This window comes from Nocardiopsis sp. YSL2, from assembly GCF_030555055.1.
GTDB lineage: Bacteria > Actinomycetota > Actinomycetes > Streptosporangiales > Streptosporangiaceae > Nocardiopsis.
The window spans coordinates 4,342,350-4,357,134 of the sequence record NZ_JAMOAO010000001.1; the positions used below are offsets into that span (position 1 = coordinate 4,342,350).

The 14,785-nt window shown below is 71.8% G+C and carries 12 protein-coding genes; 9 read left to right on the top strand and 3 right to left on the bottom strand.

The window, feature by feature from the left end; genetic code table 11:
- Positions 1-205 precede the first annotated feature (205 nt).
- The 3 genes from egtA to egtC are packed head-to-tail and all read left to right on the top strand — an operon-like array spanning position 206 to position 3,605.
- The gene (egtA, locus tag M1P99_RS19155) at positions 206-1,498 is read left to right on the top strand and encodes an ergothioneine biosynthesis glutamate--cysteine ligase EgtA (RefSeq protein WP_304453975.1); all 1,293 of its coding nucleotides are present in this window, start codon (positions 206-208) and stop codon (positions 1,496-1,498) included.
- Positions 1,495-2,838, top strand: a complete 1,344-nt coding sequence (gene egtB / locus M1P99_RS19160; protein ID WP_304453976.1) for an ergothioneine biosynthesis protein EgtB — start codon at positions 1,495-1,497, stop codon at positions 2,836-2,838. Before egtA ends, egtB begins: the two co-directional genes overlap by 4 nt.
- Complete coding sequence (gene egtC / locus M1P99_RS19165; RefSeq protein ID WP_304453977.1) at positions 2,838-3,605, top strand: ergothioneine biosynthesis protein EgtC; 768 nt, start codon at positions 2,838-2,840, stop codon at positions 3,603-3,605. The genes egtB and egtC overlap by 1 nt, the downstream gene beginning before the upstream one ends.
- Positions 3,606-3,661: 56 nt before the next feature.
- On the opposite strand, the gene M1P99_RS19170 is transcribed toward egtC, so the two are convergent.
- Entirely contained in the window at positions 3,662-4,858 is a 1,197-nt protein-coding gene (locus M1P99_RS19170; protein WP_304452594.1) for an IS110 family transposase, read from the bottom strand.
- Positions 4,859-5,088: 230 nt separating this feature from the next.
- On the opposite strand from M1P99_RS19170, the gene egtD reads away from it, so the two are divergent.
- Together egtD and dapB are read left to right on the top strand one after the other, a co-directional pair.
- Positions 5,089-6,063, top strand: coding sequence for an L-histidine N(alpha)-methyltransferase (gene egtD, locus M1P99_RS19175; protein ID WP_304453978.1), 975 nt, complete (start codon positions 5,089-5,091; stop codon positions 6,061-6,063).
- A 76-nt stretch (positions 6,064-6,139) separates the two neighbouring features.
- A complete protein-coding gene (gene dapB / locus M1P99_RS19180; protein WP_304453979.1) occupies positions 6,140-6,880 on the top strand; it encodes a 4-hydroxy-tetrahydrodipicolinate reductase in 741 nt (246 codons plus the stop codon).
- Positions 6,881-7,029: 149 nt separating this feature from the next.
- On the opposite strand, the gene M1P99_RS19185 is transcribed toward dapB, so the two are convergent.
- The gene (locus tag M1P99_RS19185) at positions 7,030-7,902 is read right to left on the bottom strand and encodes a 1,4-dihydroxy-2-naphthoate polyprenyltransferase (RefSeq protein ID WP_304453980.1); all 873 of its coding nucleotides are present in this window, start codon (positions 7,900-7,902) and stop codon (positions 7,030-7,032) included.
- A 107-nt stretch (positions 7,903-8,009) separates the two neighbouring features.
- Positions 8,010-8,564, bottom strand: coding sequence for an N-acetyltransferase (locus M1P99_RS19190; RefSeq protein ID WP_304453981.1), 555 nt, complete (start codon positions 8,562-8,564; stop codon positions 8,010-8,012).
- Between the two features lie 99 nt (positions 8,565-8,663).
- Here M1P99_RS19190 and M1P99_RS19195 point away from each other — a divergent pair, with 99 nt between their 5' ends.
- The 4 genes from M1P99_RS19195 (at position 8,664) to M1P99_RS19210 (ending at position 14,748) form a co-directional block, all read left to right on the top strand.
- Positions 8,664-9,044: a phage holin family protein gene (locus tag M1P99_RS19195; RefSeq protein WP_304453982.1), complete on the top strand. Its 381-nt coding sequence runs from the start codon at positions 8,664-8,666 to the stop codon at positions 9,042-9,044.
- A gap of 365 nt (positions 9,045-9,409) precedes the next feature.
- Entirely contained in the window at positions 9,410-10,381 is a 972-nt protein-coding gene (dapA, locus tag M1P99_RS19200) for a 4-hydroxy-tetrahydrodipicolinate synthase (protein ID WP_304455752.1), read from the top strand.
- Complete coding sequence (locus tag M1P99_RS19205; RefSeq protein WP_304453983.1) at positions 10,378-12,063, top strand: ribonuclease J; 1,686 nt, start codon at positions 10,378-10,380, stop codon at positions 12,061-12,063. The genes dapA and M1P99_RS19205 overlap by 4 nt, the downstream gene beginning before the upstream one ends.
- A gap of 198 nt (positions 12,064-12,261) precedes the next feature.
- Positions 12,262-14,748, top strand: coding sequence for a DNA translocase FtsK (locus tag M1P99_RS19210; RefSeq protein ID WP_304453984.1), 2,487 nt, complete (start codon positions 12,262-12,264; stop codon positions 14,746-14,748).
- Positions 14,749-14,785: the final 37 nt, after the last annotated feature.

Genomic DNA, 14,785 nt, shown 5'->3' on the forward strand with positions numbered 1-14,785 from the left:
CACTTGCTATCGACGGGGTGCGCACCCGGCGCGGAATCCTGACACCACCTGGAGTGTCGTCGTGCGCGCCCCGGGTGACATGGACATGTCCAGAAACGTCCCGTGATTTCTAGGAGATGTTCATGTTCGCCGCGACGAACACCTGGGCAGGACCCTGGAGGTGCCGTCCGGTTCCACCCGGGCGCCGTCACCCAGGGAGCCGTCCATGACGTACCTGACCACCGAAGACGTTCACGACTACATCCGCGGGGTCTGTTTCAAGACCGGGCCTCCAGGCAAGGTCGGAGCCGAGACCGAATGGCTCGTCTCCGACACCGCCCGGCCCACCGAACCCGTCTCGATCGAACGCCTCGCGGCACTGCTGGAGGCCAGCGGCCCCTTGCCCGCCGGCAGCCGCATCACCTTCGAGCCCGGCGGCCAGCTCGAGCTCAGCTCGCGCGCGCTACCGGGCCCGGCCCAGGCCCACCAGGCCCTGGCCGCGGACCTGGAGCACATCGGCAAGGCCCTCGCGGACGCCGGCCTGTGCCTGGGGGAGACCGCTCTGGACCCGGTCCGCCCGCCCGTACGCCAGCTCCGGGCCCCGCGCTACGACGCCATGGAGCGCTTCTTCGCCGACCGCCGCCATCGGAGCGGTCACACCATGATGTGCGGTACCGCCTCGCTCCAGGTCTGCCTGGACACGGGCGCCGACACCGACGACGGCCGCGACCGCTGGGAGCTCGCCCACCGGCTCGGCCCGGTGCTGGTCGCCGCCTTCGCCAACTCCGCCGTCTGGCGCGGCCGCCCCACCGGCTGGAAGTCCACCCGGTGGGCGATCTGGGCCGCCACCGACGCCACACGCACCCGGCCCGTCCTGGAGTCCCACGGCGACCGCGACCCCGCCACCGCCTGGACGGAGTACGCCCTGGCCGCCACCGTCATGGCCGTACCCGACCACGACGGCGGCCCGTGGCGCTCCGACCCGGGCGTGACCCTGGCCGAGTGGATCGCGGGCACCGGTCCGCGCCGCCCCGTCGCCGCCGACCTGGAATTCCACCTGAGCACGCTCTTCCCTCCCGTGCGGCCGCGCGGCTGGTGGGAGCTGCGCATGATCGACGCGGTCCCGGTGCGCTGGTGGCCCGTCCCCATGGCCCTGGCCGCGGCGCTGGCCGACGACCCGCGGGCCCGCGCCGTGGCGGCGGAGGCCACCGAGCGGATGTGCCGCGGACACGCCCCCGACCCCCGCCTGTGGCTCAGCTCCGCCCAGCGCGGCCTGGAGGATCCGGCCGTGGCCGCCTGCGCCCGCGTGTGCTTCGACGCGGCCGTGGAGGCCCTGCCCCGCATGGGCGCGGCCCACTTGGCCGTCCTCGTCGACGCCTACGCCGATCGCTACGTCCGGCGGGGACTGAGCCCGGCCGACCTCCGGCCGGGCGCACCCGCCCTGCGCTCCCCGTCCGCCGCGCCCCGGACGGGCGCGGGGGCCGACCGCCACTCCGAGCCCAGTGGAGGAGCACGGTGAACCACGACCAGGAGATCGCCAAGGAACGCATCGCCGCCGAACTCGACCGCAGCCGGCGGCGCAGCAACGGACTCACCCTGCGGGCCCTGGACGACGAGGGCCTGCTCACCCAGCACTCGCCGCTGATGTCGCCACTGGTCTGGGACCTGGCACACGTCGGCAACTACGAGGAGCAGTGGCTGCTGCGCGCCGCGGGCGGCCGCGAGGCGCTGCGCCCGGACATCGACGGCCTCTACGACGCCTTCGAGAACCCGCGCGCCGACCGCGTGACCCTGCCCCTGCTGCGCCCCGCCGAGGCCGAGGAGTACAACGCCCGGGTGCGCGAGGAGGTCCTGGACACCCTGGAGACCGCCGACATCGCGCCCCGCGAGCCCGGGGCGCCCGACGCCGGCCGCTCCCTGCTCGACGCCGGCTTCGTCTACCACATGGTCATCCAGCACGAGCACATGCACGACGAGACCATGCTCGCCACCCACCAGCTGCGCCGCGGCGCCCCCGTCCTGTTGGAGGACCCCGCCGACGTGGCGCTGATGCGCGTGCCCGGCCAGGACGAGGTGCTCGTCCCCGAGGGCCCCTTCACCATGGGGACCGACGACGACCCCTGGGCCTACGACAACGAGCGTCCCGCGCGCGTGGTCGACCTCGCCGCCTTCTGGATCGACACCCGCCCGGTCACCAACGCCGCCTACCAGGAGTTCGTCGAGGACGGCGGCTACCAGACCCGCCGCTGGTGGACCAGGGACGGCTGGGAGTGGTGCAAGGAGCGCGGCGCCGTGGCGCCCGCCTTCTGGTCGCGCGACGGCCACGCCTGGACCCGCCGCCGGTTCGGCCGCCAGGAGATCGTGCCCCCCGACGAGCCCGTCCAGCACGTGTCCTTCCACGAGGCGCGCGCGTACGCGACCTGGGCCGGCAAACGGCTGCCCACGGAGGCCGAGTGGGAGAAGGCCGCCCGCTTCGACCCCGCCACCGGCCGCTCGTACCGCTACCCGTGGGGCGACGAGGAGCCCGAGCCCCGCCACGCCAACCTGGGACAGCGCCGACTCGGGCCCTCGCCGGCCGGGCGCCACCCCGACGGCGCGTCTCCGCTGGGCGTCCAGCAGCTCATCGGCGACGTGTGGGAGTGGACCTCGACCACGTTCACCGGCTACCCGGGGTTCGCCGCCTTCCCGTACCGCGAGTACTCCGAGGTGTTCTTCGACAGCGGGTACAAGGTGCTGCGCGGAGGGTCGTGGGCGACCCACCCCACCGCGGTGCGCTCCACGTTCCGCAACTGGGACCACCCGATCCGGCGGCAGATCTTCAGCGGGTTCCGCTGCGCGCGCGACGCGGAACCCGTCTGATGTGCCGTCACCTCGCCTACCTCGGGCCGCCGCGGACGCTGCACGAGCTGCTGTACGCGGCGCCCCACTCACTGCACGTCCAGTCCTGGGCGCCGCGCAGGCAGCGGTACGGGACCGTCAACGCCGACGGGTTCGGCGTCGGCTGGTACCCGGAGCCGGGGGCGCCCGGGGAGCCCGGGGCGCCGCTGCGCTACCGGCGTGCCATGCCCATCTGGGGCGACGCGTCCTTCGCCGACGCCGCGCGCGCCATCACGTCCGGGTGCGTGGTGGCCGCCGTGCGCGACGCCACGGTCGGGTTCGGCTCCGAGGAGTCGGGTGCCCAGCCCTTCCGCGCCGACCGGCTGCTGTTCAGCCACAACGGGGCGGCCAAGGACGACGAGGCGCTGGCCGCCGCGCTGGCCGCCCCGCCACCGCCCGGCGCCCTCGACGCGCGGGCGCCGGTCGACTCCGCGCCCCTGTTCGCGCACACCGTGCGGCTCTGGCGCGCCTCCGGGGACCTGCCCGGGAGCCTGGCCGCCGTGGTCCGCCACGCCCGGGAGCACTCCGAGGGCCGCTACAACCTGCTGGCCAGCGACGGTGAGGCCATCGTCGGCACGGCGGCGGGGGACACCCTGTTCACGCTGCGCGAGCCGGAGGGCGGGGTGTTCGTGGCCTCCGAGCCCTTCGACGACGCCCCGGGATGGCGCGAAGTGCCCGAGGGGACCGTCGTCGTCGCGTCCGCGGGCCGGACCGAGGTGTACCAGATCGCCGAGCAGTCACCCCAGTAGCCGCACCCGCCACGGGTAGACCAGTCAGGGACACAGGAGACTTCCCAATGAAGTTGTCAAGCCGCCAAGGTCACCGGGGGTGAACCTTGGTAGGGCGATCCGTCACGGAGCATGGCCCACAGGACGTTGACCCGGCGGCGCGAGAGCGCCAACAGAGCTTGCTTGTGCCCCTTGCCCTCGGCTCGCTTGCGGTCGTAGTAGGCCTTCGAGGCCGGGCACGCCCTCAGGCTCACCAGGGAGGACAGGTAGAAGGCCCGCAAGAGCCCACGATGGTAGCGGCGGGGTCTTCGCAGGTTGCCGCTGACGCGACCCGAGTCGCGGGGTGCCGGGGCCAGACCCGCGAAGCCAGCCAGGCGGTCACCGGTGCCGAACACGGCCATGTCGCCGCCGGTGGCGGCGATGAACTCCGCTCCCAGGAGGGAGCCCATGCCGGGCAGGGTGGTGATCACCCCGGCGTGCGGATGCTCGCGAAACCGGGCCTCGATGAGGGCGTCGGTCTGGGAGATCTCGGTGTTGAGGGCCATCACCCCCTCGGCCAGGCGGGCCACCATCGCCGCAGCCGTCTTCTCCCCGGCAAGCGCGGTGCGTTGGGCCTGGGCGGCTTCGACCGCGGTCCGGGCCAGAGCGGTCGCGCCCTTGACCCCGCGTGCCCGCAGCCAGGTCTCCAACCGTTTGGCACCCAGGCGGCGGATGGCGGCCGGGGTCTGGTAGCCGGCCAGCAGCACAGCCGGGCCCTTGTTGGCCGGGTCCAGGGCTCGTTCCAGGGCGGGGAAGATCTCCAGCAGTTGGGCGCGCAACCGGTTGATCTGTCGTGTTCGGTCGGCCACCAGGTCGGTGCGGCGGCCGGTCAGGATGCGCAGGTCCACGGCGATCTCGTCGCCGGGCCGCAGCAGGCCCGTGTCGCGGCGGACGCGGGCCTGGTCGGCGATGACGAACGCGTCCTTGGCGTCGGTCTTGCCCTCGCCCCGGTAGGTGGCCGAGGCGCGGTGCACGGCCAGGCCGGTCAAGTAGGCCACGGGTTGGCCGTGGGCCAGGAGCAAGCTGATGAGCAGGGCCGCTCCGCCGTGGTTGAGGTCCACGGCCCACAGGGGGTCGGAGTCCAGGGCCAGGACGTCGCCGATCAGGTCGATCAGGTCGGCTTCGTCGTTGGCCACGCGGCGCGAGAGCAGCCGCTCGCCCTGGTCGTTGATGACCACGCAGTGGTGGTGTTGTTTGCCGATGTCCACTCCGGCCCAGATGTGGGGCACGGTCACCTCCGCCAGTTCGTCGCGGTGTCGGGTTCCCTGCAGACGACCGCGCCGGCGTTGTCCTACACAGCGATCTGGTCGCATCTCCCAATGGGCGGTCGGGTCGTCGCGGGGCTCTGGGCGGCCAAGTCTCCTGAGCCATCGAGCGGCTACGCCATGACAGCCATACCCAGAGCCCCTGGGCTAACCGATCTTACGAATGACCAGTTCAGACCCGAGAAAGAAGGTAGGACGCCATGTTCCGAATCGACCGAAATCTGACGGCAGACGACCTCGACAAGGCGCTGCGCAGCGACGTCGCGGCGGGTCTGACCGCACGGCCCAAGCAGCTCCCGCCCAAGTGGTTCTACGACGAGTACGGCAGCGCCCTGTTCGAGGAGATCACCGCGCTGCCGGAGTACTACCCGACCCGCGCCGAGCGCGCGATCCTGGAGCTGCGGGCCGACGAGATCGCCGACGCGGCCGACGCCGAGGCGCTCATCGAGCTCGGGTCCGGTTCCGGGATCAAGACCCGCCTGCTGCTGGACGCCATGCGCCGCCACGGCCGCCTGAGCCGGTTCGTCCCCGTCGACGTCAGCGGCGACTTCCTCGCCGCCTCCGCCACCCGGCTGGCCGACGACTACCCCCGGATCGACGTCCACGCCGTCGTCGGCGACTTCGAGGAGCACCTCGGCCTGCTGCCCGTGAGCGAGGACGGCGGCCGCCAGATCCTCGCCGTCCTGGGATCGACCATCGGCAACCAGGAACCCGGGCCGCGGGCCGCCTTCCTGCGCGACATCCGCGCGGCCCTGGTCACCGGCGACTCCCTGCTGCTCGGCGCCGACCTGGTCAAGGACCCCGACCGCCTCGTGGCCGCCTACGACGACGCCCAGGGCGTCACCGCCGCCTTCAACCGCAACGTGCTCAGCGTGATCAACCACCGGCTGGGCGCCGACTTCGACCCCGCGGCCTTCGACCACGTCGCCCGCTGGGACGCCGAGCGCGAGTGGATCGAGATGCGTCTGCGCGCCCGGAGCGACCAGCACGTGCGAGTGGCCGACCTCGACCTGGCCGTCGACTTCGCGGCGGGCGAGGAGATGCGCACCGAGGTCTCCGCGAAGTTCCGCCGCGAGGGGCTCTCGGCCGAGCTCGGCGAAGCGGGCTTCGAGCTCACCCACTGGTGGACCGACCCCGCCGGCGACTTCGCGCTCACGCTCGCCACCGCCCGGTGAGCGGCCACGGCCACGGGCACGGGCGGCGTCGCGGCGCCGCGCCGAAGGGCACCACCGGCTCCGGTACGCTCGTGCCGTGTTCAAGGTAGGAGTTTTCGGCGCCGATGGGCGCATGGGGTCAGAGGTCGTCAACGCGGTTCAGGCCGCCGACGACATGGAACTCGTCGCGGGCGTGGACAGCGCCGACGACCGCTCGGCGGTGCTGGGAGCCGACTACGTCGTCGACTTCACGCACCCGGACGTGGTGATGGACAACCTGGAGTGGCTCATCGGCCACGGGATCCACGCCGTCGTCGGGACGAGCGGTTTCGACGACGCCAAGCTGGAGCGCGTGCGCGCCATGCAGGCCGCCGAGCCCGGGTCCAAGGTGCTCATCGCCCCGAACTTCGGCGTCGCCGCCGTGCTGATGATGCACTTCGCGCGCAAGGCCGCGCCGTACTTCGACTCCGCGGAGATCATCGAGCTGCACCACCCGAACAAGGCCGACGCCCCCAGCGGTACCGCGTTCCACACCGCCGAGCTGGTCGCCGGGGCCCGCCGCGAGGCCGGGACCGCGCCGATGCCCGACGCCACCACCTCCGAGATCCCCGGTGCCCGCGGTGCCGACGTGGACGGAGTGCGCGTGCACTCGCTGCGCATCGCCGGGCTGATCGCCCACCAGGAGGTCGTGTTCGGCACCGACGGCGAGACGCTCAAGATCCGGCACGACTCGATGAACCGCACGTCCTTCATGCCCGGCGTCCTGCTGGGCGTGCGCGGGGTCGCCGACCTTCCCGACCCCCTCACCGTGGGCCTGGACGCCCTGCTCGACCTCTGAGGGCACCCCGTCGCGGCCAGGGGACCCCCTCGGGAGGGTCCCCTTCTCCGTGCGCCACCGGCGTCGGCGGCCGTCGGCGTCCGCGCTCTCACGAACGGTCGTCGGCCGTCACAGCCGTACCGCCCCTCACGCGGGCCACACCGCCCGGCTCAGCCCAGGAGCAGGCCCAGGGAGAACAGGGCGCCGAAGGCCAGTTGCAGCTTGCCCGTCTCGCCCAGCCCCAGGACCAGGTCGCGGCCGACCTGTCCGCCCAGCACCCGGCGGACCGGGGGCACGGCCAGCGGTACGGACAGCAGGACCAGCGGCGTCCACCAGAACACCGGTGTCAGGGACAGCGCCACCACGTAGGCCAGGGTGAGGCCCCCCGCGAACAGGCGGCGGGTGCCCGCCTCGCCCAGCCGCACGGCCAGGGTGATCTTGCCCGTCTCACGGTCGGTCGGGATGTCCCGCAGGTTGTTGATCACCAGGACCGAACAGGACAGCAGCCCCACCGGCACCGCCGCCACCCACGCCTGCCACGGCGCGGTTCCCAGCTGCACGAACACCGTGCCCACCACCGCGACCAGGCCGAAGAACACGAACACCGACACCTCGCCCAGGCCCCGGTACCCGTACGGGGTGCGGCCACCGGTGTAGTACCAGGCCGCCGCGATCGCGGCGGCCCCCACCAGCAGCAGCCACCACGAGGACGTCGCCACCAGTACCAGCCCGACCGCGCCCGCGAAGGCGAAGGAGCCCAGCGCGGCGGTGAGGACCTGCCGGGGCGGTGCCAGCCCCGTCGCGGTCAGCCGGACCGGCCCGGTCCGCTCCGCGGTGTCGGTGCCCTTGACACCGTCGCTGTAGTCGTTGGCGAAGTTCACACCCACCTGGAGCGCCAGGGCCACCGCCATGGCCAGGAGGGCCTTCCACCACACGAACCCCTCCAGGGCGAAGGCGAGCGCCGAACCCACCGCCACGGGGACGATCGAATTCGGCAGCGTGCGGGGGCGCACCCCAGAGACCCATTCACCGACCGTGGCCACGCGACGGTCCCTTCACTCTCGACTACGGCGCACCTGGACGCACCGGTACCAACCCCCTCACGGTAGTGCCTGCTCCGGGCCACGGCGCCCGGGCGTCCGCGTCCGACCTAGGCGGACACGGCCGCGTGCAGGCGCACCATCGGCAGGAGGCGGCCCATGTCGATCTCCCGGCGCGCACCGTCCGGGCGCCATCCCGACGCCTCGAAGAAGGACCGCAGCGCGTTCTCCTGCTCGGGCACCCACACGTGCACCGTCGCGAACCCGGCCTCCACCAGGGTGTCCACGCACGCGTTCACCAGCCGGCTGCCGTGCCCCTGACGGACCCGGTCCGGGTCCACGTGCAGGGCGAAGACCTCCGCGTCCTTGGCGGGCCACAGGTCGGGATCACCCGCCGGTCCGAAGGCGGCGAACCCCGTCACCACCCGAGTGCCGCCCTCCTCGTCGGTGGCCACCACCAGGCGGTGGCGGGACGTGGGCGGCGACTCCAGGGCGGCGCTCCACTGGCTCCGGAACTGCTCCCTGGCCTCGTCCCCTCCGAGGCCCTCGACCACCTCGTCCGGAAGCAGCGTCCCGTACACCGCCCGCCACGAGGCCACCTGGACGTCCACGACGGTGTCCACATCGGCGGCGCGGGCTGGACGGACGAACTGGGCTACTGACACGTTCTGCCTCCTCCGGGCACGCACCGCGGGCGCGTCCCGTGACAAGATCATCTGGGTCGGAGTTCCCGGGCCTTGCGCGGGCATGGGAACATCTAGGTTGTGAGCCTCATTATCAGAGTTATCGTGAACGCGCTCGCCCTTTGGGCGGCTGTCTTCCTGATCGACGGGATCGACGTCACGACCCAGGACACGGCCGGGCAGATCATGGTCTACCTCGCCGTCGGTGTGATCTTCGGCGTGGTCAACGCGATCATCAAACCGATCGTCAAAGCGGTCGGGTGCCTGTTCTACGCGCTGACGCTCGGCCTCATCGGCCTGGTCGTCAACGCGTTGCTGCTCCTGCTCACGAACTGGATCGCGGGTCTGTTCGACCTGCCCTTCCACATCGAGGGATTCTGGCCTGCCTTCTGGGGCGCGCTGGTCATCTCGATCGTCAGCTGGGTCTTCAGCATGTTCCTCCCGGACAAGAACGACGACTGACCGTTCCCTTCCCCGTATCCACCGCTCCCTGACCCGCGCGGTCCCCGGGCCCGCGCGTGGCGGGGGCCCGGGGAGGGTAGGTTCACACCCCTGGCCCGTCCACCTCGACCAACGAGGACGGCGGCCGAACCGGGCTCAGTCCCGAGCGCTCCCACAGCCGGAGCACAACAGACTTTCCCGCGATCCGGGTACCCGCCGGTACGGCCGATCGCGGTGGCGGACACGCATTTCCGCCCACCCGTGCGCGGACACTCCCGCACGGGCGTCCACGTGAGGACACAGAACACGGAGAGGAGGAGGGGGCGTCCGAGGGCCCGCCGCACCGCGCGGCGCGGTCCCACAGCCTTTCACAAGCGATGACGAACATGACGAACCCCAAGAACCGCCCATTCGGCAAGATGCTGACCGCGATGGTCACTCCGATGCTGGAGGACGGTGAGATCGACTACGAGGGCGCCGGGAGACTGGCCACCTACCTGGTCGACGAGCAGCACAACGACGGCCTCGTGATCAGCGGCACCACCGGTGAGTCGCCCACCACCAGCGACGAGGAGAAGGACAACCTGCTCCGGGCGGTCCTGGAAGCGGTCGGCGACCGCGCCACCGTCGTCGCCGGTGTCGGCACCAACGACACCCGTCACAGCATCAAGCTGGCCAAGGCCGCGGAGAAGGCGGGTGCGCACGGTCTGCTGGCCGTCACCCCCTACTACAACAAGCCGCCGCAGGAAGGCCTGATCCGGCACTTCACGACCATCGCGGACAGCACCGGCCTGCCGGTCATGCTCTACGACATCCCGCACCGCACCGGAACGCCGATCGCCTCCGAGACCCTGGTCCGCCTGGCCGAGCACCCGCGCATCGTGGCGAACAAGGACGCCAAGGACAACGTCGGCGCCAGCTCCTGGGTCATGGAGCGCACCGACCTGGCCTACTACTGCGGCACCGACATCCTGAACCTGCCGCTGCTCTCGGTGGGCGCGGCCGGGTTCGTCAGCGTCGTCGGCCACATCGTCGGCAGCGACCTGCGCGAGATGATCGACGTCTACGAGTCGGGCGAGGTCAGCCAGGCGCTGGCCATCCACCGCCGTCTGACGCCCGTGTACACGGGCATGTTCCGGACCCAGGGCGTCATCACCACCAAGGCCGTGCTCAACCTGTTCGGCCTGCCCTCCGGCCCGGTCCGCACCCCGCTGGCCGACGCCTCCGCCGAGCTCCAGGCCCTCCTGCGCGAGGACCTCGCCGCGGCCGGCGTCAAGGGTCCCATCGGGCTCGCCCCGCACCAGGCCGTCCCGGCCAGTGCCGTCCATGTCGAGCGTCTGGCGGAGGGATCCGTATGAGCCATCCCCACCCCGAACTCGGTCCGCCCCCGCCGCTGGGCAAGGGCGCGCTGCGCATCGTCCCGCTGGGCGGTCTCGGCGAGATCGGCCGCAACATGACGGTGTTCGAGTACGACGGACGCCTGCTCGTCATCGACTGCGGTGTGCTCTTCCCCGAGGAGGAGCAGCCCGGCGTCGACCTGATCCTGCCGGACTTCGACTACATCCGGGACCGTCTCGACGACATCGAGGCCGTCGTGCTCACCCACGGGCACGAGGACCACATCGGCGGCGTGCCGTTCCTGCTGCGCGAGCGCCCCGACATCCCGATCGTCGGCTCCAAGCTCACGCTCGCCCTCATCACGGCCAAGCTCGGCGAGCACCGCATCAAGCCCGTGACGGTCCAGGTGGAGGAGGGCGAGCGCCACGACTTCGGCCCGTTCGACCTGGAGTTCTTCGCGGTCAACCACTCCATCCCGGACGCGCTGGCCATCGGCATGCGCACCCCGGCAGGGTCGCTGCTGCACACCGGCGACTTCAAGATGGACCAGCTGCCGCTGGACGGCCGCCTGACCGACCTGGGCGGCTTCGCCCGGTTCGGCGACGAGGGCGTGGACCTGCTGCTGTCGGACTCCACCAACGCCGAGCAGCCCGGCTTCGTGGTGAGCGAGCGCAACCTCAACGACGCCATCGACAAGGTCTTCCGGCAGTCGGAGAAGCGTGTCGTGGTGGCGTGCTTCGCCTCCCACGTGCACCGCGTCCAGCAGGTCATCGACGCGGCGGTCCGGCACGGCCGCAAGATCGCGTTCGTGGGCCGCTCCATGGTCCGCAACATGAACATCGCGCGCGACCTCGGCTACCTCAGCATCCCCGGCGACACCGTCATCGACGTCAAGCAGCTCGACAGGCTGCCTCCCGACGAGGTGCTCATGGTGTGCACCGGGTCCCAGGGCGAGCCGATGGCCGCGCTCAGCCGGATGGCCAACCGGGACCACCAGATCAGGATCGAGGAGGGCGACACGATCCTGCTCGCGTCCTCGCTGATCCCCGGCAACGAGAACTCCGTCAACCGGGTGATCAACGGCCTGACCCGCTGGGGCGCCAACATCGTGCACAAGGGCAACGCGCTGGTGCACGTGTCCGGGCACGCGTCGGCCGGCGAGCTGCTGTACGTGCTCAACATGGTGCGTCCGCGCAACTTCCTGCCGGTGCACGGCGAGTGGCGGCACATGCGCGCCCACGCCGACCTGGCCAAGCTCAGCGGCGTGCCCGGCGACAGGGTCGTCATCGCCGAGGACGGCGTCGTCGTCGACCTCTACAAGGGCCGGGCCAAGATCGTCGGCGCCGTCCAGGCCGGCTACGTGTACGTGGACGGCGCGTCGGTGGGCGACGTGACCGAGGCCTCGCTGAAGGACCGCCGCATCCTCGGCGAGGAGGGCTTCATCTCCGTGGTCGTGGCCGTGGACTCGAACACGGGCAAGATCCTCGGCGACCCCGAGATCCACACCCGGGGCGCGGGCATCGGCGCCACCGCCTACGACGACGTCATCGACAAGATCCAGGACTCCCTGGACAAGGCGGCGCGGGACGGGGTCAACGACCCGCACCAGCTGCGGCAGCTCATCCGCCGCAGCACGGGCCGGTGGGTCAACGACACCTACCGCCGTCGTCCCATGATCATCCCGGTCCTCGTCGAGGTCTGACCGGGAGGCGACACCACGGCCGCCCGGCCCGGGACGCGTTCCCCGGGCCGGGCGGCTCCCCGGCACCGTTGTGCGCCCGCGGCGCGACACGCCGGGGCGGATGCGCGCGGCGAGGCTGGACACCTGAGTAGGCTGCTCGCCGTGGCGGGCCGTCCTGCCCGGGCCCAGTGATCGTCAGTACGGTGGAGGTGACCCCCGATGCCCGCGCGTGCCTCCTCCGGCGGTTCCGGACGCAAGAAGCCCGCGTCGCGCAGACCAGCGGCGAAGAAGCGTATGCCCGACGGTCCGATCGCCTTCGCGGTCACCATGTTCGGGCAGTTCCTGCTGGTCCTGTGGAAGCTGATCGCGCACACCGTGGGCGGTGCCGCCCGCGCGGTCGGCCGCAGCGCCCGCGACCTGGACCCCGATCTGCGCAGGGACGGCGCCGGGCTCATCCTCCTCGCCGCGGGCATCCTCGTGGCCGGAGCCGTGTGGTGGCAGAGCGAGGGCCCGCTGCTGGCCTACACGCGCCTGGCCGTCGAGGGCACCTTCGGCACCTTCTCACCGATCCTGCCGCTGCTGTTCCTGCCCATCGCCGTCAAGCTGATGCGCACCCCCGCCGGCGGCAGGGAGGGCGACGCGGGTCGGCTGTTCATCGGCTTCAGTTCGATCATGCTCGGCCTGCTCGGACTCATCCACATCGGCCACGGCATCCCGCAGCCCTCGGAGGGGATGGAGGCGCTGCAGAAGTCGGGCGGCCTCATCGGCTTCGTCGCCTCGGGCCCCCTCAGCGCTGTCATCACCCCCTGGCTCACCGGCCTGCTCCTGGTCCTGGTACTGCTCTTCGGCGTCCTCGTGGTCACCGCGACCCCCATCCGCCGCATTCCCGAACGCCTCCAGGCCCTGTTCGGGGCGCTCCTGGAACGCGACACCGGGCCCGACGCGGGGATCGGCATCCTGGGGGCCGACACCGGCAAGAGGAAGAAGGCCGCCAAACCGCGGCGCAAGGCCTCCGCGAGCGCCGAGGAGTCGGTGGCGGGCGACCACGAGCGCCCCTACGACAGCCCCGTGCTGCCGGACGAGCCCGAACCGGTCGCCCCGGCCCTCACCGACGACGGGGAGGCGGCCGAGGCCACCGCGGGCAGGCGGGGGAAGGGCCGCGCCAAGGCCAAGGACCCGGCCCCCGACCCCACGCCGGCGCCCGGGGCCACGGAACAGCTGTCCATCCCCTCCCGCGTGGTGGAGGGCGACTACGAGCTGCCCGTGGCGAGCATGCTCAAGCCGGGCAGCCCGTCCAAGCCGCGTACCAAGGCCAACGACGACGTGGTGGCCGCACTCTCGGGCGTGCTCACCCAGTTCAAGCTCGACGCCGAGGTCACCGGATTCACCCGGGGGCCGACGGTGACCCGCTACGAGATCGAGCTGGGTCCCGCGGTCAAGGTCGAGAAGGTCACCGCGCTGGCCAAGAACATCTCCCTGGCCGTCAAGAGCGCCGACGTGCGCATCCAGTCGCCGATCCCGGGCAAGTCCGCCATCGGGGTGGAGATCCCCAACACCGACAAGGACATCGTCAGCCTGGGCGACGTGCTGGGCTCCCCGGCGGCGACCTCCGACGACCACCCGATGCTGGTGGGACTGGGCAAGGACGTCGAGGGCTCCAACGTCGTGGCCAACCTCGCCAAGATGCCGCACGTGCTGGTGGCCGGCGCGACCGGTGCCGGCAAGTCGACCTGCATCAACGGGCTCATCACCTCGCTGATGATGCGCTCCACGCCCGACGAGGTGCGGATGATCCTGGTCGACCCCAAGCGGGTCGAGCTGACCATGTACGAGGGCATCCCGCACCTGATCACCCCCATCATCACCAACCCCAAGCGGGCCGCGGAGGCCCTGCAGTGGGTCGTGGGGGAGATGGACCGGCGCTACGACGACCTGGCCGCCTCCGGCTACAGGCACGTCGACGACTTCAACGCGGCCGTGCGCAAGGGCGAGCTCACCACGCCGCCCGGCAGCGAGCGCGTGTACGAGCCCTACCCCTACCTGCTGGTGATCGTGGACGAGCTCGCCGACCTGATGATGGTCGCCCCGCGCGACGTCGAGGACGCCGTCGTGCGCATCACCCAGCTCGCCCGCGCCGCCGGCATCCACCTCGTACTCGCCACCCAGCGGCCGAGCGTCGACGTCGTCACCGGTCTGATCAAGGCCAACGTGCCCTCCCGGCTGGCCTTCGCCACCTCCAGCCTCTCCGACAGCCGCGTCATCCTCGACCAGCCCGGCGCGGAGAAGCTGGTGGGCAAGGGCGACGCGCTGTTCCTGCCCATGGGCGCGGGCAAGCCCATCCGGCTGCAGAACGCCTGGGTCTCGGAGAAGGAGATCCGGGGGATCGTCGACCACTGCAAGAAGCAGTCCGAGCCCAGCTACCGCGAGGACGTCGCGGCGCCCGAGACCAAGAAGAAGGAGATCGACGAGGACATCGGCGACGACCTCGACCTGCTGCTGCAGGCCGTCGAGCTGGTCGTCACCACCCAGTTCGGGTCCACGTCGATGCTCCAGCGCAAGCTGCGCGTGGGCTTCGCCAAGGCGGGCCGCCTGATGGACCTCATGGAGAGCCGCGACGTCGTCGGCCCCAGCGAGGGCTCCAAGGCCCGCGACGTGCTCGTCTCCCCGGACGAACTGCCCGGGGTGCTCACCGAGATCCGGGGCTGACGGCCCTCCTCCCCACCCGTTCCACACGTCCCTTCCG

Bases quoted from the DNA above. Each gene is read 5' to 3' on its own strand.
- egtD (WP_304453978.1), top strand. From the start codon at position 5,089: ATGTTCCGAATCGACCGAAATCTGACGGCAGACGACCTCGACAAGGCG.
- dapA (WP_304455752.1), top strand. From the start codon at position 9,410: ATGACGAACCCCAAGAACCGCCCATTCGGCAAGATGCTGACCGCGATG.
- egtC (WP_304453977.1), top strand. From the start codon at position 2,838: ATGTGCCGTCACCTCGCCTACCTCGGGCCGCCGCGGACGCTGCACGAG.
- M1P99_RS19210 (WP_304453984.1), top strand. From the start codon at position 12,262: ATGCCCGCGCGTGCCTCCTCCGGCGGTTCCGGACGCAAGAAGCCCGCG.
- M1P99_RS19205 (WP_304453983.1), top strand. From the start codon at position 10,378: ATGAGCCATCCCCACCCCGAACTCGGTCCGCCCCCGCCGCTGGGCAAG.
- egtA (WP_304453975.1), top strand. From the start codon at position 206: ATGACGTACCTGACCACCGAAGACGTTCACGACTACATCCGCGGGGTC.